The organism is Brevundimonas olei (assembly GCF_037055245.1).
Taxonomy (GTDB): Bacteria; Pseudomonadota; Alphaproteobacteria; order Caulobacterales; family Caulobacteraceae; genus Brevundimonas; species Brevundimonas olei.
Map to the genome: position 1 here is coordinate 658105 of NZ_CP146369.1, position 18153 is coordinate 676257.

Consider the following 18153-nt stretch of genomic DNA (forward strand, 5'->3'; position numbering starts at 1 on the left):
CTTTTTCACTAGAATGACGGAGACGACATGGTTCTCGATCTGGCGACGCGGGCCCTGGACCCGGAACTGGCTCATGCTCTGGCTCTGGAGCAGAAACGCCAGCAGGACAGCATCGAACTGATCGCGTCCGAGAACATCGTCAGCGCCGCCGTGCGTCAGGCGCAGGGCTCGGTCCTGACCAACAAATACGCCGAGGGCTATCCGGGCCGCCGCTATTACGGCGGGTGCGAGGCGGTCGACATCGCCGAGAAACTGGCCATCGAGCGCGCCTGCACCCTGTTCGATACGGCCTACGCCAACGTCCAGCCTCACTCGGGCGTCAACGCCAACCTGGCCGTGCTGTTCGCCCTGATCAAGCCGGGCGACCGCATCATGGGGCTGGACCTGGCCTGCGGCGGCCACCTGACGCACGGCTCGCCCGTCAGCCTGTCGGGCCAGTGGTTCGAGGTCAGCGCCTATCGGGTGCGCGAGGATGACGACCTGATCGACTATGACGACATGGAGCAGCGCGTTCTGCAGGACCGGCCGCGCCTGATCTATGCGGGCGGCTCGGCCTATCCGCGCCGCATCGACTTCGCCCGGATGCGCCAGATCGCGGATAAGGTCGGCGCATACCTGGTGGCCGACGTGGCCCACTACGCCGGGCTGATCGCGGCGGGCCTCTATCCCAATCCGACGCCGCACGCCCATGTCACCACCTCGACCACGCACAAGACCCTGCGCGGCCCGCGCGGCGGCCTGATCCTGTGCAACGATCCGGAGCTGGCGCGGCGCATCGACAAGGCGGTCTTCCCCGGCACGCAGGGCGGCCCGCTGATGCACGTCATCGCGGGCAAGGCGGCGGCCTTCCACGAGGCGCTTCAGCCGGACTTCGTCGAATACTCCAGGGCGGTGATCGAGAACGCCCGCGTACTGGGCCAGACGCTGGCGGACGGAGGTCTGCGCCTCGTGTCGGGCGGGACGGACTGCCATCTGGTGCTGGTCGACCTGCGCCCCTTCGGCCTGACCGGCAAGGCGGCGGTCGAGGCGCTGGAGGATCACGGCCTGATCGCCAACAAGAACTCGGTCCCCTATGACAAGGCCTCGCCGATGGTCACGTCGGGTCTGCGGCTGGGCTCGCCGTCCTCGACCTCGCGCGGGTTCGACGCCGACGCGTTCCGCACGGTGGGGGGCATGATCCTGACCATCCTCAAGGGCCTGCGCGACGGCGATCTCGACAGCGCGGCGGTGAAGGCGCAGGGAAGAGAACTGACGCGGGCCTATCCGATCGCCGGACCGGCGCTGACGCCCGCTTAAGGAGGTTCCGAACGCGCGTGCGGGTCATCTCGATTCAGAGCCAGGTCGTCTACGGCCACGTCGGCAACAGCGCGGCGGTTCAGCCGATGCAGGCCATGGGGCTGGAGGTGGCGGCTGTGCCGACCACCCTTTTGTCCAATCACCCGCACTATCCCACCATGCGCGGCCGGATTCTGGAGACGGAACTGGTCGCCGACCTGCTGCTGGGGGTCGAGGAACGCGACCTGCCCATGACATCCGGGGCGGTGGTCACGGGCTATATGGGCTCGGCCGCCAATGCGGCGGCGACGGCGGGTTTCCTGCGTCGCTGGAAGGCGAAGAACCCCGCATTGCTGCACATCTGCGACCCGGTGATCGGCGATGATGATCTGGGCGTCTTCGTCGCTGAAGGCCTGATCGAACAGTTCCGCGACGAGCTGACGCCGATGGCCGACATCATCACGCCCAACCAGTTCGAGCTGGGCCGACTGGTCGGCGAACGGCCCGATACGGTCGAGGGGGTTATCGAGGCGACGCGCATCCTGAACGCGCGCGGCACGGGGAGGACGGTGGTGACGGGCTGCGTCCTGACCGACACCGCGCCGGGCGAAGTCGAGACGGTGGCCGTCGAGGGCGGCGTCGCCCATCGCACCTCCATCTCCCGCATCCCGATCCGGCCCAGCGGCACCGGCGACCTGTTCACCGCCTATCTGGCCGGCTGGCTGATGCGCGGCGAGACCCTGCCGCAGGCCGCCGCCCGCGCCACCGCCGGGGTCCAGACCGTTCTGCTGCGGACCCAGGCGGCGGGCGCCTTCGAGATGCGCCTGACCGAGGGCTAAAAGCCCTCAGCCGAAGTCGCCGACGGCGGCGATCACCCGGTCCTGCACGGCCTCGTCCAGATAGGCGCTCATCGGCAGGCTGATGACCCGTTCCGCCTTGGCCTCGGTCACGGCCAGACCGCCGGGGCCGACCGGGTGCTGGCGATAGGCGGGCTGGCGGTGCAGGGGGATCGGATAATAGACGGCGGTCGGCACGCCCTGCGCCTTCAGATGAGCGGCCAGGGCGTCGCGGTCGTCATGCTCGACGGTGAACTGAGCCCAGACCGAGCGGCCGCCGGGAATGACCACCGGCGTCGCCGCCACATGACCGGCAAGCCCCTGCACATAGCGTTCGGCGATGCGGTTGCGACGCTCGATCTCGTCCGGGAAGATCTTCAGCTTCTCCAGCAGGACGGCGGCTTGCAGCGTGTCCAGCCGCCCGTTCATGCCCAGGCGCGGGTTCAGGTATTTGGGATCGTGGGCGAAGCCCTGCGCCGCCGCATCCGCCGCCGTCGCCTGGCCGTGGACGCGCAGGGAAACGAGCTGATCCATCAGCGCCGGTTCATTGACCAGCACCGCCCCGCCGTCGCCGTAGGCGCCCAGCGGCTTGGCCGGAAAGAAGCTCAGCGTCGTCGCGTCGGCCCAGTGGATCGGGTGATGGCCGTCCAGGGTGCAGCCGAACCCTTGCGCCGAGTCCGCGATCAGCTTCAGCCCGTGCTTCTGCGCGATCTGCGACAGGGCGGGATAGTCGGCGGGCTGGCCGAACAGGTCCACGGCGATGACGGCGCGGGGCTTCAGCACGCCTTCGCGCTCGACCGCCTCGACGGCGGCGCGCAGGTGATCGGGGTCCATCGTCCAGGTGTCGGGGCGGACGTCGATGAAGACCGGCGTTGCGCCCGCCAGCGCGACCACCTCAGCCGTCGCGGCGAAAGTGAAGGCGGGGCAGAAGACGGCGTCGCCCGGCCCCAAGCCCCACGCCATCATCAACAGCACCAGCGCATCCGTCCCGTTGGAGCAGGACAGGGCGTGCGGCGCCTGGCCGAAGTCGCACAGGGCCTGTTCAAAGGCGCCGACCGCCGGGCCCATGATGTACTGGCCGCTGGCCGCGACCTCCATCAGGGCGGCGTCGATGGTCGCGCCGATGCGGCGGCGCTGGCTGAGAAGATCGATGAAGGGAATGGTCACGCGTCGATTACTCCGGGGAGGGGGAGGAAAGTCAGGCCGGTGAGATCACGCCAGTGAGATCACGCCAGACCGGGCCAATAGTGGGCGTTCGGCGTCGGGCGCGGGCCGAAGATGGCCTGACCGACGCGCACCACGGTCGCGCCTTCGCGCACGGCCAGTTCGTAGTCGCCGGTCATGCCCATCGACAGGCCGGTGATGCGCGCATCGATGCGCTCGGCCCTGTCGCGCAGGGACCGCAGCAGGGTGAAGCAGGGCCGCACCCGATCCGCGTCGTCGCTGAATATGGCCAGCGTCATAAGCCCCTGCGGCTTCAGTCGGGGGAAGGCCTCCAGCCGTTCGATGAAGTCCAGCGCGTCGTCGGGATGCAGGCCGAACTTGCTCTCCTCGCCCGAGGTGTTGACCTGGACATAGACCTTCATGTCGCGGCCGTCGGTCTCCAGCCGCTTGTTCAGCACCTCGGCGAGCTTGAGGCTGTCCAGCGCATGAAACTCGTCCGCCAGACGGGTCAGATATTTGACCTTGTTCGATTGCAGGTGGCCGACGACGTGCCAGCGCATCGACAGATCGGCCATGGCCTCGGCCTTGTCGCGGGCCTCCTGCAGCTTGTTCTCGCCGAAGTCGGTGACGCCCGCCGCCCAGGCCAGACGCAGGATCTCGGCCGGGACCGTCTTGGTGATGGGCAACAGGCGCACACTGTCGATCGGCCGCCCCACCTGTTCGCAGGCGGCGGCGATGCGGCGATGGACCAGCGCCAGATTGGCGGCGAACCGCTCGCGCGGATCAGAACCAAAGCGTTCGAGATTTTCAGGCGAAAGGGTCACGAAACATACTCCCGACACAGGCGGCGGCCCAGCCGCGCGATGACTTCATAGTCGATGGTCGCGCCGTCCAGCGCCAGCTGTTCCGGCGTGCGGTTGGGGCCGAGCAGCTCCACCTGATCGCCCGCTTTCAGCGCATCAGGCGGCAGGGCGCTGATATCCACGACCAGACTGTCCATCGAGATGCGCCCGACGAAGGGCAGCAATCGCCCCTCGAATGCAGCGGCGCCGCTCGCCGACAACTGGCGCGGCCAGCCGTCGGCATAGCCCACGCCGATGGTCGCCAGACGCATTCCCTTCGCCGCCGTGACGGCCCAGCCGTAGCCGACGCCCGCGCCCGCAGGCACGGCGCGGGTCTGGATGACGCGGCCCGTCACCTCGACCACCGGCTGCATGGCCTTGGCCGAGGGCGAGGCGTCCAGCCCGAACAGGGCGGCCCCGACCCGGCACAGGTCGTAGTGATAGTCTTCGCCCAGCCAGCACCCGGCCGAGTTGGCCAGCGAGCGTGGGATACCCGGTGGCGCGTGGGCCAGTATGCGCTCAAAGGCCTGACGCTGGCGCGCATTGCCTGCGTTGCCGGGCGTGTCGGCGACGGCCAGATGGCTAAGGATCAGGCGCGGTTCGATCCAGTGGATCGGGCCATCCGGGTCGAAGGCCCATGCGGCGTCTTCCGGCGGCAGGCCCAGCCGCGACATGCCGGTGTCGAACTGGATCGTCGCCGCCAGCGGGCGCCCGACGGCCCGACCCAGACGCGCCCAGCCCTCCATCTGTTCGCGGCTGTTCAGCACCGGGATCGCCCCGGCGGCCAGGGCCGCGTATTCGGCGCCGGGCGCCAGGCCGTTCAGCACGAACAGCTCAGCGTCGGCGGGCAGGACGCGGCGCAGTTCCACCGCCTCGAACAGATGGGCGACGAAGAAGGCGCGGCACCCGGCGTCATAGAGGGCTGGCGCGATGCGGGCCGCGCCCAGACCATAGGCGTCGGCCTTGACCACGGCGGCGCAGGCGGCGGGCGCGATCCTGTCCCGCATGGCGCGGTAGTTGGCGGCGACGGCGCTCAGGGAGACGCGAACTCGACCGCCGCCGTGGTCGGATCGGCGGCCCGGCTGGTCGGTCGGGAGCAGGGCGAGGGCAGGCAAGGATGGATGCTTTCACAGCGCCGGCTCACCGCCGACGCCTGCACCTTAGGCGGCGCTGTCCCGGCCATTCCCCGCCACGTCGGCGCAGATCGTCAGACCGCTTTGTAAGCGTCGATCACGCGGGGAAGATTTTCGCCAGCCGATCGACGGCGGCGTCGATCTCGGCCGGGGTCGAGGCGGCGAAGCCCATCAGCCAGCCGGGACGGCCCGCGCCCGCGTCGTGCAGGGGCGTCAGGCCGGTCAGGTGAACGCCGACGCGCCGGGCCGCGCGCACCGTCTCGGCCTCGTCGAAGCCGTCCTTCAGGAAGCAGGGCATCTGCAGGCCACCGGCGGGCCGGTCGGGCGTGACGACGTGGGAGAGGCGCGCCGCCACCGCAGCCTCCAGCGCATCCAGCCGCTGGGCGTAGACGCCGCGCATGGTGCGGACATAGGCGCCGAACCGGCCGTCCTCGATGAAGCGGGCCAGCGTCAGTTGCGCCACTGAGGCGGTGAAGCCGTCCATCAGGCTGCGCGCCGCGACCATCGGCTCGACCAGCGGGCGCGGCAGGATCAGATAGGCCAGCCTCAGACCCGGAAACAGCGACTTGGTGAAGGTGCCGAGATACAGGGTCCGGTCGTGCGGGTCCAAGCCCTGAACGCAGGCGGTCGGCCGCCCGGCGTAGTGGAACTCGCTGTCGTAATCGTCTTCCAGAATCCAGGCGTCATGGTCGGTGGCCCACTGGATCAGGGCCAGCCGCCGGTCCAGCGACAGGGTGCGTCCGGTCGGAAACTGGTGCGAGGGGGTGACGAAGACCGCCCGCCCGTCCTCACGTCGGGCCAGCAGGTCGTCGGTCAGCAGCCCCTGCGAGTCGACCGCCACGGGCAACCGCTTCAGACCCGCCGCGTCCAGCGCCTTGGCGGCGCCCTGATAGGCCGGGTCTTCGATGAAGACGCCGTCGCCGGGGTCGGCCAACACCCGCGCGCACAGTGACAGGGCCTGCTGCGAACTGGTCAGGATCAGGATCTGGTCGGGATCGGCGCGCGCCCCGCGTTCCAGGTTCACATAGCCGGCGATGGCGCGGCGCAGGCGCGGATGGCCCTGCGGGTCGCCGTGGTGCAGGGCGGCGGCGCCCTCCTCGCGCAGGGTCTGGCGGTGCAGCCGGTCCCACTGGGCGAAGGGAAACAGCCGCGTCTCCGGCACGCCGGGCGAGAAGGCCAGCGGGGCGTAAGGGTCGCGCAGACCCCCGCTGTCGGCCATCGCCTGCCCGCGTTTGCTCAGGGTCGGCGCTGTCGCCGGTTGCAGGGCGGGGCGGCGGCCGGCCGGGCGCAGCACCCCGCGCTTCAGGCCCAGTTCGGTCAGTTCGCAGACGAAGCTGCCGCTGCCGACGCGCCGCTCGATGAAGCCTTCGGCGTGAAGCTGGGCATAGGCCGTCTCGACCGTATCGCGCGACACGCCCAGCGACCGGGCCAGCGTCCGCGAAGAGGGCAGGGGCCGCCCCGCCGTCAGCGACCGCTCGACGATCAACTGGCGCACGGCGCGCTGGATGCGGGCGTGCAGGGGCAGGCCGGACTGGGCCGGGTGGTCCATGAAAGCCTGAACGGATTCCAGCTGGGCGCGCTTCAGCAATGGTCTGTGGTTTCTTTCCAAAGTGGCCGGAATGATCCAGCCAATCCAGCGTTAGGTGTCACGCCCCCGGCGGGATGGCAATGTCGCCGCCCGTCCTGTGATGGGATGTGATGTCATGGGCGCTTTCGACTTCGCCGACTTCTTCAGCCGCGATCTGGACGATCTGAAGCAGGAGGGCCGCTATCGCGTCTTCGCCGATCTGGAGCGGCTGGCGCCTGACACCCCCTATGCGCGCGATCACCGACGCGGGCGGACTATCACCATCTGGTGTTCGAACGACTATCTGTCGATGGGCGTCCACCCCGAGGTGGTCGAGGCGGCGCAAGGCGCGATCCGCACCTATGGCGCGGGCGCGGGCGGCACGCGCAACATCTCGGGCACCAGCCACGAACATGTCCTGCTGGAGCGGGATCTGGCTGATCTGCACGGCAAGGAAGCGGCGCTGCTGTTCACCTCGGGCTATGCGGCCAATGACGCGGCGCTGTCGACGCTGGCCTCGCGCCTGCCGGGGGCGGTGATCTTTTCCGACGCCCTGAACCACGCCTCGATGATCGAGGGGATGCGCCGCTCGGGCGTGGAGAAGCATATCTTCGCCCACAATGACTGGCGCGATCTGGATCGGCTGATGAGCGGGGTCTGCCGCTATCGGCCCAAGCTGGTCTGTTTCGAGAGCTGCTATTCGATGGACGGTGATTTCGCCCCCATCGCTGCGATCTGCGACGTGGCCGAGAAACATGGCGCCTTCACCTATCTGGACGAGGTGCACGCCGTGGGCCTGTATGGCGCGCGCGGCGCGGGCGTGGCCGAACGCGACGGCCAGTCGCACCGTATCAGCATGATCCAGGGCACCCTCAGCAAGGGGTTCGGCGCCATGGGCGGCTATGTGGCCGGCGATGCGGCGGCGGTCGATTTCGTCCGCAGCCACGCGCCGGGCTTCATCTTCAGCACGGCTCTGCCGCCCTCGGTGGTGGCCGGGGTGCGGGCGGCCCTGCGCCATCTGAGGGCTGACGCCGCGCCGCGCCGGGCGCTGGTCGCGCGCGCCGCCTCGATCAAGGCGGGGATGCAGCGGCTGGGCCTGCCGGTCCTGCCCAGCCCCAGCCACATCCTGCCGGTGATGATCGGCGATGCGGCCACGGCGCGGGCGGTGACGGACGCCCTGATGGATGAGCACGGCGTCTATATCCAGCCGGTCAACTTCCCCACCGTGCCGCGCGGGACCGAGCGGCTGCGCGTCACGCCGACGCCGCTGCACAGCGACGACGACGAGGATCATCTGCTGGAGGCGCTGGCCGCCGTCTGGGCCGACAACGCCGACTGGCGCCGGTTCGCGGCTGAGGCCCTGCGGACGCTGGAACCAGCCTGAGCCTCAGTCGGCGGTCGAGGCTTTCCACCGCTCCAGATACTCCAGCCGCCTCAGCACCTTTGAGCCGGGGTCCAGCAGGATGTGCGCGCCGGGCGGCGCTTCGAACGTCGCGCGGCCGTCGGTCATGGGCAGGGCGCGTAAGAGCCCGTCCACCTCGACCTCGACCGGCAGGGGGAAGGGGCGGCCGTTTCCGGTCTTCCACTCCAGCGTCACCTGGTCGCCCTGCCGCGTCATGATCAGATCGGGCAGGGCCGCCTGATAGAGGTAGGCGTCGAAGAACCAGCCCAGGTCGCGCCCGGTCACCTCGTTGACGATGGCCACGTATTCCGGGGTCGTGGCGTAGCGCGGCTGGAAATTCCCTGGCTGCGGATCGGGGCGGCCATAGACCAGACGGCGAAGGCTTTCATAGAAGGCGTCGTCGCCGATGTGCAGGCGCAGGGTGTGGGCGATCAGCGCGCCCTTGTAATAGAGATCCAGCGCCGGGCCGGTCTTGTCGTCATAGACGGTCCCCGCGTCCTGCGACTGGCCCGACACGACTGGGAAGCGGTTGGCCAAGGTCAGCCGCATGGTCTGCAACTCGGCCTGCATGGCCCGTTCGCCGTTCAGCCAGCGGGCGTAGAGGGGCTGCATATAGGTGCCGAAGCCCTCGTGCAGCCACATGTCGTCCCAGTCGGCGTTGGTCAGCTGATTGCCGAACCATTCGTGCGCCAGTTCGTGCTGCAGCAGCCAGTCGTAGCCCTTGCCGTCCAGCTTGTAGCCGTTGCCGTAGGCGTTGATGGTCTGGTGCTCCATGCCCAGGTGCGGGGTTTCGACCACGCCCATCTTCTCGTCGCCGAAGGGGAAGGGACCGACGGTCGCCTCATAGAAGTCGAGCATCTGCGGGAACTCGTCGAACAGCGCCTGAGCCTTGGCCGGGTCGGCTGAGGCCAGCCGCCAGAAGCGCAACGGAATCACGTTCCCGAACCGGCTCTGATAGTCGGCGGCCATTTCCACATAGGGACCGACGTTCAGGCTGATGGCGTAGGTGTCGGGCTGGCGCGCGGTCCAGTTCCAGGTGGTCGTGCCGTCGCCGTTGTCAGCCTTGCCCAGAAAGCGGCCGTTGGCGGGGGCGCTGAGGCTTGAGGGGACGGTGATGTGAAGGTCGACCCGCTCCGGCTCGCCCTGCGGATGGTCGATGCACGGCCAGAACAGGTCGCAGCCCTCGCCCTGAACCGCGCTGGCGATCCACGGCTGGCCGTCGGGCGTCGTGGTCCAGACGAAGCCGCCGTCCCACGGCGCGCGCTTGGCCTGATGCGGGCGGCCGGAATAGGCGATGCGGACGGAAACGCTGTCGCCCGCTGTCAGGGGCCGGGGCAGGGGGATGGTCAGCCGTCCCTCGGGGTTGGACCAGTCGGCGACCGCCTGCCCGTCCACGGTGATGGCGGCGATGGCGAAGACCGTGTCCAGTTCGACCACGACCGCCGCCGTCAGCGTCGTGGCGGTGAAGTCGAGGACAGCGACGCCTTCCAGCGACTGGCCTTCCGGCAGCAACCTGAACGACAGGTCCGCCTTGTCGAAGCGCAGGGCCAGTTGTTCCGCCGTGCGCGGCGTGCCGCTGGACAGGGTGAAGGCGGTGGTTTCGCGCGCCGCCTCCTGCGCCAGAACGGGCGAGGTCAGCAGGGCCGTGGTCAGGCAGAGGGCGGCGAGAGGGCGCAGGGCTGAGGCTCCGGCTGGACGAGCCCTGAGGGTAGCGGGAGCGCGCGCAAAAGAAAAAGGCCGGTGTTTCCACCGGCCTCTTCAAAATCCGTCAGTCGACGCCGATCAGGCGGCGGCTTGCTCGGCCAGCTTGGCGCGGACCTGGCGCTTGATGCGCAGGGCGGCGGTCGACAGCTGCTCGTCGCGGGCCTTGACGATGAAGGCGTCCAGGCCGCCCTTGAAGTCGAGGGTGCGCAGCGCGGCGTTCGAGATGCGCAGCGAGAAGGTTTGGCCCAGAGCGTCCGACTGAACCTTGACCGTCTTGAGCGACGGCAGGAAACGGCGCTTGGTCTTGATGTTGGAGTGGCTCACGTGATTGCCGACCATGGGGCCGATACCGGTGAGTTCGCAGCGACGCGACATCTTAAGATCCTCAAGGTCACATCCGCCATACCGGTGCGGACGCATGAAACAGGGACGCAGCGAGCGACGGGGCCCGCGCGAGAGGGGGCCGTATAGAGGAAGGACTCGCTGGGCGTCAAGACTGGAGTCGTCATCCCGAGCGACAGAGTCATTGTGAAGGCGAGGGATCGCCTTCGTTCAGCAGTCGTTCAAGCCGTGACTATATAGAGCAGACCCATGATGAGTCCCATGAACGGCAAATCGATGAAGACCTTGATCCCCTTCGCCCGCCTGATGGCGGTTGCCGCCCCGGTGGTCGCCGGGGCCGTCATGCTGGCCGCGCCTGCGTCGGCGCCCCAGGCGCAGTCGGCCGCCCAGTCCGAAGTCCTGCCCGGATACTGGGAATACACCACCAGCGTCATGGGCGCGCGCGACACTGAGCAGAAGTGCGTGCGGCCCAGCGAGATCAACCGCTTCTTCGGCGGCCTGTCGACGCGCAAGTGGCAGTGCACCTATCCGACGCGTCAGGTCGGCGACGGCCGCGCCCGCTTTGAAGGCAGCTGTCAGGACCGCAAGGGTCGCCGCATCAATGTGCGCCTGAACGGCACCTATGAGGAACAGGCCTTCCGCTTCAACGGCGGCGCCCAGCTGGCGCGCGGCACGCCCTACATCCCCGCCAGCATCACCGCGCGACGCCTGGCCGCCCAGTGCCCGGCCGGGGCGGAATATTTCTGATCTACGCAAAAAGCACGGAGGCCGGGATGGGTGTCCCGGCCTCTTTTTTCGTCTCAGCGGGCCGGGCGTTCCGGCGTGACGCGACCGGACAACAGGCCTCTGGCCCATGTGACGAGACCGCCGTTCAGCGCCGCATAGGCGATCAGGCCGATCACCAGTCCCCAGAAGGCCCCGCCGATCCCGAGCAGCTGGATGTTGGCCGCTGCCGCCAGGAAGGTGATCAGGGCCGACTCGCGCGATGACGGCTCGCTCAGGGCGCCCGCCAGACTGCCGCCGATGGCGCCCAACAGGGCCAGTCCCGCCAGCGTGGTGATGAAGACGGCGGGCAGGGCCATGAAGACCGCCGCCAGCGTCACCCCGAACACCCCGATCAGGATGTAGAACACCCCCGCCGCCACGCCCGCGATCCAGCGCCTGGACGGGTCTTCATGCGCCTCCCTGCCGGTGCAGATGGCGGCGGTGATGGCGGCCACGTTGAAGGCGTGCGAGCCGAAGGGCGCCATCAGCAGCGACCCCAGCCCCGTCACCGTCACTAGCGGACTGGCGCTGACCTGATAGCCGTCGTTCCGCAGCACCAGCATCCCCGGCATATACTGGCCCGTCAGGGTGATCAGGAACATCGGAATGGCCAGACTGAGCAGGGCCTTGAACGAGAAGGCCGGCATGGTGAAGACCGGCGCCGCAAGCTTCAGTTCCAGCCCTGACAGGTCGACTCGTCTCTGCGTCAACAGGAAGCCCAGCCCCAGCACCAGTATGCCCACCACCGCATAGCGGGCGGTGAACCGCTTCAGCACGACGTAGGTCAGGATCAGCAGACCCGCCAGCAGAGGATCGACGCCCACGCCGCCGAAGGCCTGAACTCCGAACGGCAGCAGTATCCCCGCCAGCAGGGCGGCCGCGATGGCGGGCGGGATCAGGCGGATCACCCTGTCGAACCCGCCCGACAGCCCCAGAACCACGAAGGCGGCCGCTGAAATCAGATAGGCGCCGATCGCCTCGGCATAGGATGCGGCGGCCAGCGCCGTGACCAGAAAGGCCGCCGCGGGCGTCGACCATGCGGTGATGATCGGCGCCTTGTAGCGCCAGCTCAGCCATAGCCCCGTCGTCCCCACGCCGATGGAGATCGACCAGACCCATGACGCGGTCAGTTCAGGACTGAGGCCCGCGACCTTGGCCGCCTGGAACACCAGGATGAAGGTCCCGCCATAGTTGACGATGACCGAGATCAGCCCGGCGACGACCGGATGCAGCAGATCGCTCCATCGCAGGGATGGAGAAGGGGCGGGTATGGACATGGGGCGGAGCCTCTGCGAACGACGATGCGCGCGCTCCTAGAGGATCAATGGCTGGTCCATCCTGTCCATTCAGGCGTAGTTGAGCCGACCATTTCGTTTCTTGGGCGGCGCGCGCGCACCGGATTCGCCCTCAGCCATGAAAAAGGCCCGGCGTCGCCGCCGGGCCTTTTGTCGATTCGCCATCGCGCCTGAAATCAGGCGGCTTCGGCCTCGGCGGCCGAGGGGACGGGCTTCTTGGCGCTGAGCGACTTGCCCAGCAGGGCCATGGCGGCGTCCTTGTCGATCTTGTTGGCGGCGGCGACTTCGCGAGCCATGCGGTCCAGGGCCGATTCATAGAGCTGGCGCTCGGAATAGGACTGTTCTGGCTGGGTCTCGGCGCGGTGCAGGTCGCGGACCACTTCGGCGATGGAGATCAGGTCGCCCGAGTTGATCTTGGCTTCATACTCCTGGGCGCGGCGCGACCACATGGTGCGCTTGACGCGGGCGCGGCCCTTCAGGGTGGTCAGGGCCTTGGACACGGTGTCGTCGGCGGCCAGGGTGCGCAGACCGGCGGTCTTGGCCTTCTTGGTCGGGACGCGCAGGGTCATTTTCTCGTGTTCGAAGGTCACGACATAGACTTCCAGCGCCATGCCGGCGACTTCCTGAGTCTCGATCGCGGCGACCTTGCCGACGCCGTGCGCGGGATAGACCACCGCATCGCCAACCTTGAATTCCAGACCGGTCTTGCTCGTCATGTCATTCCTTTCCCGAACCGAAGGGAGAGATCGTCGCCGCGTCTTTCGAAAGCAAAAACCGCCCTTCCGCCGGACCTGGGTCAGGCGGTTGAGCGGAAGGTCGCATTGTCAGACGCGAAAGCGGATCACCGAACCTCTGGCCGACCCCGTCCTCGCGGCGAGGTTCTGTCGTAAATGCGGGCGGCGCGCAGGACTGCGGAACCGCCCGTTTCGAATAGGGAGGAACCTATCATAAAATTAGGAAATCTCAAAACATCCACAGAGCGGTCGACGACAGTCGGCACATTGTGACTGCATTGTGGCGAATTCTTAGGAGCCCTTGCCCGGCTTGGGGCTGAAATACTTCTCGAACTTGCCGGTTTCGCGCTCATACTGCTCGCGATCAGCCGGGGGCACGCCCTTGACCGTGATGTTCGGCCAGACCTTGGCGTATTCGGCATTGACCTGAAGCCACTTGCCGTCCGGTTCGTCCTCGGTGTCGGGGACGATGGCGTCGACGGGGCATTCCGGCTCGCATACGCCGCAGTCGATGCACTCGTCGGGGGCGATGACCAGGAAGTTCTCGCCCTCGTAGAAGCAGTCCACCGGACAGACCTCGACGCAGTCCATGAACTTACATTTCACGCAGGCGTCGGTGACGATGTAGGTCATGGCGTTCGGGCGGGCCTGTGGCAGCGAGGAGGTCGAGGGCGGGCACATGGCCCCGACGGAACCAACTGTCAACCGAAGGCGCTGTTGCAAAGCTGTTCAGGCTCGACGGCGCCGGGCCGCGCTTCATCTTCGTGACGCCGGATCACCATCCGCTCGGAGGCCTGTCCCCATGCGTTTCAACCAAGGTTTCATCACCCATTCCGCCGTCGGCCGCATCGGCGCGGCCAGTCTGGCCTTGAGCCTTCTGGCCGGCGGCGCGGTCGTCGCCCAGGCCGCCCTGACCAGGGTTCCGTCCGAGGTCCAGTCCGGCGACTACAAGCTGGATCCCGAGCACGGCAAGATCACCTGGTCCGTCGATCACCTGGGCTTCTCCACCTATGTTGGCCAGTTCGTGAACGTCCAGGCCGAGCTGAAGCTGGACCCCGCCAACCCGTCCGCCAGCACCCTGACCGCGACCATTCCCTTGACGGACGTGGCGTCGAATTCGGACGGGCTGAACCGTCATCTGCAGACGGCGGACTTCTTCGACACCGCCAACCACCCGGTCGCGACCTTCCGATCGACCCGGATCGTGGTCGACCCCGACGACCGCGACGAGGCCACGGTCCATGGCGACCTGACCCTGCACGGCGTCACGCGCCCGGTGGTCATGGAGGTCGAGTTCAACCAGGCCGGCCCGACGCGCGGCGGCTACAAGGCCGGCTTCGACGGCGAGGCGACGATCAAGCGGTCCGACTTCGGCATCACCTTCGGCCTGCCGGCCCTGGGCGACGAGGTGAAGCTGCACATCGAGGGCGAGTTCGTGAGGGCGGCGGGCTAGTCCGCCGTGTCCAGCGGCTCATAAAGCGCGCGGGCTTCCTCGGCAGGTCCGCGCCGTTCGCCCATCTGCACCACGCGAACGGCGATCAGCCGCCCGCCCTGGGCGAACATCACCTCGTCGCCGGGATGGACGCTGCGGCTGGGCTTGTCGAGGCGGGTCTGAGCGCCGTTGTGCGTCAGGCGGATGGCGCCCTTCTCGACCATGGCGGCGGCCAGGCTGCGCGTCCTGGCGAAGCGCGCTCGCCACAGCCAGACGTCGATGCGGCAGCTCTCCAGGCTCATTCAGCGGCCTTGCCGCCCGCCGTCCGCCGAGGACGCCGACGTGGCCTGCGCGCCGTCTTGGGCTTGGCGGCGGGGCGCACGGGCTGCGTCAGTTGGGCCAGGGCGGCGAAGGGGGAATCCTTGGGCGGCGGCGTCGGCTTGCCCGGGCGCGGCGCCCGTTCGGCGCGCGGAGTGCGAAGGGCGGCGTGGATCGCCCTGGCCTGATCCGCCGTCCAGCCGAGCGCGTTCAGCGCTTCATCCGACAGCGGCGCCTTGCCCGCCGCGCGCTGGGCCTCGGCCAAGGCCTCCAACGCCTCGACCGGGGCGGTCCAACGGTCGACCGCGCGTCGTCCGAACGCCGACAGGGCGCGCGCTGACGGCGGCGGCTCCGGCAGATTTAGGAGGCCATCGCCCGCCAGCCCCTTCGTCGCCTCGCGCGGCAGGAAGGCCTGAGCCAGGGCGGCGCAGCGCGGCTTCATCACGCCGGGCAGCCACACCGAATGGGCGCCGACCCGGATGGCGAAGGTCTTCAGCGTGCGCCGCTCATGCTGGCTCAGGGCCGCCAGATCGCGCTCGACCTCGTGCCGGGGGATCAGGCCGCCCGCCTCGATCAGTCGGAACGCCAGTCCGCGCGGCAGGCCGGTCAGGTCGCCGCTCTCGATCGCGTGGCGCAGGCGTTTCAGCGGCTTCAGCGCCCGCCCGGCCTCGCCCGCCAGCCAGGCCTCCATGCGCCGCTCGGCCCGCTCACGCGCCGGGACCGGCCCCAGCTCGCCCAGCAGCCGCACGCGCGGCGAGAAGGGGTCTTCGTTGGTGATGCGCCCGGTCTGGGCGCCGGTCCACAGCACGCCGCCGTCGGGTGTGAGGGAAAAGGCCGCGTCGTCGTCCGCCGCCAGCCGTCCCAACCGCCGCGCCACCTCCGGTCCCACGGCCCGCGTCGCCGCCTGCCGCAGCGCCCGGTCGGCCAGGGCCGAACCGCCCGCATCGACGGTGAAGCAGACGCCGTCCAGATGACCGACGACCTCGCCCTCGACCGTGACCTCGCCGTCCTCGGCCACGCCCGCCACCACGTCCGACCGCACGTTCAGCGCCCGCATCAGGGCCGCCGTGCGCCGGTCGACGAAACGCGCCGTCAGCCGTTCGTGCAGCACGTCGCTGAGTCGTTCCTCCAACGCCTTGGTCCGGTCGCGCCATTCCTGCGCCCCTGCCATCCAGTCGGGCCGGTTGGCGATGTAGCTGAGCGTCCGCACCCCCGACAGCCGCGCCGAAAGCTGGTCGATCTGCCCGTCGTCGCGGTCCAGATCGTTGAAGCGCGGCGCCACCCAGTCCTCGGTCAGCCGCCCGCGACGGCTGGTCAGGGCGGTGAAGATCTCCTTCGACAGGCGGGCGTGTTCGTCCAGGGTCGTCTTCTGGAAGTCCGGCAACTGGCACGCCTCCCACAGCCGCATCAGGGCTCCGCGCGAACGGGCGATCTTCCTGACGTCCTCATCGACCGCGAAGCGCCGCAGCAGGGTCTCGTCCAGCGCCTGGGCCGTCAGCCGCAGGCCGTGCCGATCCGGCGTCACGGTCAGGGACCGCAGCAGGTCGGGCAGCGTATCGAAATCCAGCCGACCGCAGCGCCACTCGGCCGCCTCGACCGGATCGAAGCGGTGCTCGACCACCTGTTCGACCAGGTCTTCGTCCAGTTCCTCGGCCTCGCCCGTGACGCCGAACGTCCCATCGCGCAGGTGCCGCCCGGCGCGCCCGGCGATCTGGCCGATCTCGGCGGCGTGCAGCCAACGCGTGCGCCGCCCGTCGAACTTCCGCAAACCGGCGAAGGCCACATGGTCCACGTCCATGTTCAGCCCCATGCCGATGGCGTCGGTGGCGACCAGAAAGTCCACCTCGCCCGACTGAAACAGCTCGACCTGGGCGTTGCGGGTGCGCGGGCTGAGGCTGCCCATGACCACGGCCGCCCCGCCCCTCTGGCGACGCAGCAGTTCGGCGATGGCGTAGACCTGCTCGGTCGAGAAGGCGACCACGGCGCTGCGGCGGGGTAGGCGGGTCAGCTTCTTCGATCCGGCGTAAGACAGCGTCGACAGCCGGTCACGGGTGACGATCTCCGTATCCGGAACCAGCGACCGCATCAGCGGCGCCATCGTGCCTGCGCCCAGGAACATGGTCTCGAACCGGCCACGCGCGTGCAGCAGTCGCTGGGTGAAGACGTGGCCCCGCTCGGGATCGGCGACCAGCTGGATCTCATCCACCGCCAGAAAATCGATGGACCGCTCCAACGGCATGGCCTCGACCGTGCAGACGAAGAAGGCGGGACGCGCCGGGACGATCTTCTCCTCGCCGGTGATCAGGGCGACCGAGGCCGCCCCGCGTCGCTTGACGATCCGCTCATAGATCTCGCGCGCCAGCAGGCGCAGCGGCAGGCCGATCATGCCCGAGGCGTGGCCCAGCATCCGCTCGACCGCCAGATGGGTCTTGCCGGTGTTGGTGGGGCCCAGGATCGCCGTGACGCGCGAAGGGGCCATGCCTGCGGAACGGTCGCTCATGACCGACCCAAGGTGGCGAACCGCGTCGGCTTTCACAAGCGCCGCAGCGGTAGGATGCGAACGGAGAGTGAAGGGTAAGCGGAACCTTACCGGCGCCTGGAACACGGGCGAAACGAATCATGACCGAATCAGCGACGTTCGCCGATTCAGGCTTTGTTCCCTACTAGGGATTGTAGCTTAACGGCCTTTAACCACAAGACGAAACCGGGGCGGGCGCCTTGGCGCTCGCCAAGTCTCCCCGAGGGCTTCCCTGCGGCGGCAACCTCCTTTAGGCAGTGCGCCGTGGCCCCGTAGCTCAGCTGCATAGAGCAAGGCTTTCCTAAAGCCGAGGTCGGAGGTTGGAGTCCTCCCGGGGTCGCCATTCCCCTTTGTTTTCGACGGATCCGGGCGGGTCGACAGGCCGCGAACCGGGCTCCGGTTGGGCCGAAGCCAGGCGGGCTCTAGACGATCTTCTCCAGGGCGCGATCATACCGTTCTCGTGCAACCGCCAGGGTGGCGCGCGCCTGGGTCTTGGCCGACGGCTCGTCCAACTGGCGGCGGTACGCCTCATGCGCGGCGCGTAGGCCCTCAAGGGCGTTGTCCCACTCGACGTAGATGGGGGCGTTGTAGTCGATCATCCCTCTGATCCTCCCGTGGACATGGAGGGGGAACGGATGTCGGGCCGCCTCGGTCATGCGGCTAATCTTCGCGCCTCGCCTGACGTTGTTCGGCCATGCGGGAAAAGCGGGGTCGGGCGAGGGCTTAGAACAGCAGGTAGGATCCGAGTTCGACGATGAAGACGACGTCCGCGATCACCAGCGCGGCGAGAATGGCGATCAGGATGTAGTGCGGTTCGGGGCGTGCT

At 68.6% G+C, this 18153-nt stretch carries 17 protein-coding genes and 1 tRNA gene; 6 read left to right on the top strand and 12 right to left on the bottom strand.

Features of this window, described 5'->3' with window-relative positions; all coding sequences use genetic code 11:
* Window positions 1–27: 27 nt before the first annotated feature.
* Complete coding sequence (gene glyA, locus V8J38_RS03180; protein ID WP_338577862.1) at window positions 28–1296, top strand: serine hydroxymethyltransferase; 1269 nt, start codon at window positions 28–30, stop codon at window positions 1294–1296.
* A 17-nt stretch (window positions 1297–1313) separates the two neighbouring features.
* Window positions 1314–2114, top strand: a complete 801-nt coding sequence (gene pdxY, locus V8J38_RS03185) for a pyridoxal kinase (protein WP_338577863.1) — start codon at window positions 1314–1316, stop codon at window positions 2112–2114.
* A 6-nt stretch (window positions 2115–2120) separates the two neighbouring features.
* On the opposite strand, the gene V8J38_RS03190 is transcribed toward pdxY, so the two are convergent.
* The 4 genes from V8J38_RS03190 to V8J38_RS03205 form a co-directional block, all read right to left on the bottom strand.
* Window positions 2121–3278, bottom strand: a complete 1158-nt coding sequence (locus V8J38_RS03190; protein WP_338577864.1) for a DegT/DnrJ/EryC1/StrS aminotransferase family protein — start codon at window positions 3276–3278, stop codon at window positions 2121–2123.
* A 59-nt stretch (window positions 3279–3337) separates the two neighbouring features.
* Window positions 3338–4099 (bottom strand): YggS family pyridoxal phosphate-dependent enzyme, encoded by a 762-nt coding sequence (locus tag V8J38_RS03195; protein WP_291778959.1) that lies wholly within the window; start codon window positions 4097–4099, stop codon window positions 3338–3340.
* Entirely contained in the window at window positions 4096–5232 is a 1137-nt protein-coding gene (gene alr, locus V8J38_RS03200) for an alanine racemase (protein WP_338577865.1), read from the bottom strand. The genes V8J38_RS03195 and alr overlap by 4 nt, the downstream gene beginning before the upstream one ends.
* A gap of 115 nt (window positions 5233–5347) precedes the next feature.
* Complete coding sequence (locus V8J38_RS03205) at window positions 5348–6838, bottom strand: PLP-dependent aminotransferase family protein (protein ID WP_338577866.1); 1491 nt, start codon at window positions 6836–6838, stop codon at window positions 5348–5350.
* Between the two features lie 115 nt (window positions 6839–6953).
* Here V8J38_RS03205 and hemA point away from each other — a divergent pair, with 115 nt between their 5' ends.
* Window positions 6954–8201, top strand: a complete 1248-nt coding sequence (gene hemA / locus V8J38_RS03210; RefSeq protein ID WP_338577867.1) for a 5-aminolevulinate synthase — start codon at window positions 6954–6956, stop codon at window positions 8199–8201.
* 3 nt (window positions 8202–8204) lie between these two features.
* Here hemA and V8J38_RS03215 read toward each other — a convergent pair whose 3' ends face one another.
* Window positions 8205–9731 (bottom strand): M1 family metallopeptidase, encoded by a 1527-nt coding sequence (locus V8J38_RS03215; protein ID WP_338577868.1) that lies wholly within the window; start codon window positions 9729–9731, stop codon window positions 8205–8207.
* A 270-nt stretch (window positions 9732–10001) separates the two neighbouring features.
* A complete protein-coding gene (gene rpmB / locus V8J38_RS03220) occupies window positions 10002–10298 on the bottom strand; it encodes a 50S ribosomal protein L28 (protein WP_291778975.1) in 297 nt (98 codons plus the stop codon).
* A gap of 228 nt (window positions 10299–10526) precedes the next feature.
* On the opposite strand from rpmB, the gene V8J38_RS03225 reads away from it, so the two are divergent.
* Window positions 10527–11012 carry a DUF3617 domain-containing protein gene (locus tag V8J38_RS03225; protein WP_233126829.1) on the top strand — a complete coding sequence of 162 codons (486 nt, stop codon included), beginning with the start codon at window positions 10527–10529 and terminating at the stop codon, window positions 11010–11012.
* Window positions 11013–11065: 53 nt separating this feature from the next.
* Here V8J38_RS03225 and V8J38_RS03230 read toward each other — a convergent pair whose 3' ends face one another.
* The 3 genes from V8J38_RS03230 to fdxA form a co-directional block, all read right to left on the bottom strand.
* Entirely contained in the window at window positions 11066–12307 is a 1242-nt protein-coding gene (locus tag V8J38_RS03230) for a benzoate/H(+) symporter BenE family transporter (protein WP_338577869.1), read from the bottom strand.
* A gap of 194 nt (window positions 12308–12501) precedes the next feature.
* Window positions 12502–13041 (bottom strand): CarD family transcriptional regulator, encoded by a 540-nt coding sequence (locus tag V8J38_RS03235; protein ID WP_291778987.1) that lies wholly within the window; start codon window positions 13039–13041, stop codon window positions 12502–12504.
* A 309-nt stretch (window positions 13042–13350) separates the two neighbouring features.
* Window positions 13351–13692 (bottom strand): ferredoxin FdxA, encoded by a 342-nt coding sequence (gene fdxA / locus V8J38_RS03240; protein WP_003166185.1) that lies wholly within the window; start codon window positions 13690–13692, stop codon window positions 13351–13353.
* 169 nt (window positions 13693–13861) lie between these two features.
* Between fdxA and V8J38_RS03245 the strand changes: the two genes are divergently transcribed.
* Window positions 13862–14512 (top strand): YceI family protein, encoded by a 651-nt coding sequence (locus tag V8J38_RS03245; RefSeq protein WP_291778991.1) that lies wholly within the window; start codon window positions 13862–13864, stop codon window positions 14510–14512.
* Here V8J38_RS03245 and V8J38_RS03250 read toward each other — a convergent pair.
* Both V8J38_RS03250 and V8J38_RS03255 read right to left on the bottom strand, forming a co-directional pair.
* Window positions 14509–14793 carry an RNA-binding S4 domain-containing protein gene (locus V8J38_RS03250; protein WP_291778995.1) on the bottom strand — a complete coding sequence of 95 codons (285 nt, stop codon included), beginning with the start codon at window positions 14791–14793 and terminating at the stop codon, window positions 14509–14511. The two genes, V8J38_RS03245 and V8J38_RS03250, sit on opposite strands and share 4 nt — an antisense overlap.
* The gene (locus V8J38_RS03255; protein ID WP_338577870.1) at window positions 14790–17309 is read right to left on the bottom strand and encodes a helicase-related protein; all 2520 of its coding nucleotides are present in this window, start codon (window positions 17307–17309) and stop codon (window positions 14790–14792) included. The genes V8J38_RS03250 and V8J38_RS03255 overlap by 4 nt, the downstream gene beginning before the upstream one ends.
* Before the next feature lie 284 nt (window positions 17310–17593).
* Between V8J38_RS03255 and V8J38_RS03260 the strand changes: the two genes are divergently transcribed.
* Window positions 17594–17670, top strand: a tRNA-Arg gene (locus V8J38_RS03260).
* Window positions 17671–17749: 79 nt separating this feature from the next.
* On the opposite strand, the gene V8J38_RS03265 is transcribed toward V8J38_RS03260, so the two are convergent.
* Window positions 17750–17926, bottom strand: coding sequence for a hypothetical protein (locus V8J38_RS03265; protein ID WP_312218230.1), 177 nt, complete (start codon window positions 17924–17926; stop codon window positions 17750–17752).
* Window positions 17927–18153: the final 227 nt, after the last annotated feature.

What these genes read in the sequence shown, in the direction of transcription:
- glyA (WP_338577862.1), top strand. Translation starts at nt 28, where the DNA reads ATGGTTCTCGATCTGGCGACGCGGGCCCTGGACCCGGAACTGGCTCAT.
- hemA (WP_338577867.1), top strand. Translation starts at nt 6,954, where the DNA reads ATGGGCGCTTTCGACTTCGCCGACTTCTTCAGCCGCGATCTGGACGAT.
- rpmB (WP_291778975.1), bottom strand. Translation starts at nt 10,298, where the DNA reads ATGTCGCGTCGCTGCGAACTCACCGGTATCGGCCCCATGGTCGGCAAT.
- V8J38_RS03225 (WP_233126829.1), top strand. Translation starts at nt 10,527, where the DNA reads ATGAACGGCAAATCGATGAAGACCTTGATCCCCTTCGCCCGCCTGATG.
- V8J38_RS03230 (WP_338577869.1), bottom strand. Translation starts at nt 12,307, where the DNA reads ATGTCCATACCCGCCCCTTCTCCATCCCTGCGATGGAGCGATCTGCTG.
- V8J38_RS03235 (WP_291778987.1), bottom strand. Translation starts at nt 13,041, where the DNA reads ATGACGAGCAAGACCGGTCTGGAATTCAAGGTTGGCGATGCGGTGGTC.
- fdxA (WP_003166185.1), bottom strand. Translation starts at nt 13,692, where the DNA reads ATGACCTACATCGTCACCGACGCCTGCGTGAAATGTAAGTTCATGGAC.
- V8J38_RS03245 (WP_291778991.1), top strand. Translation starts at nt 13,862, where the DNA reads ATGCGTTTCAACCAAGGTTTCATCACCCATTCCGCCGTCGGCCGCATC.
- V8J38_RS03250 (WP_291778995.1), bottom strand. Translation starts at nt 14,793, where the DNA reads ATGAGCCTGGAGAGCTGCCGCATCGACGTCTGGCTGTGGCGAGCGCGC.
- V8J38_RS03255 (WP_338577870.1), bottom strand. Translation starts at nt 17,309, where the DNA reads ATGAGCGACCGTTCCGCAGGCATGGCCCCTTCGCGCGTCACGGCGATC.
- V8J38_RS03265 (WP_312218230.1), bottom strand. Translation starts at nt 17,926, where the DNA reads ATGATCGACTACAACGCCCCCATCTACGTCGAGTGGGACAACGCCCTT.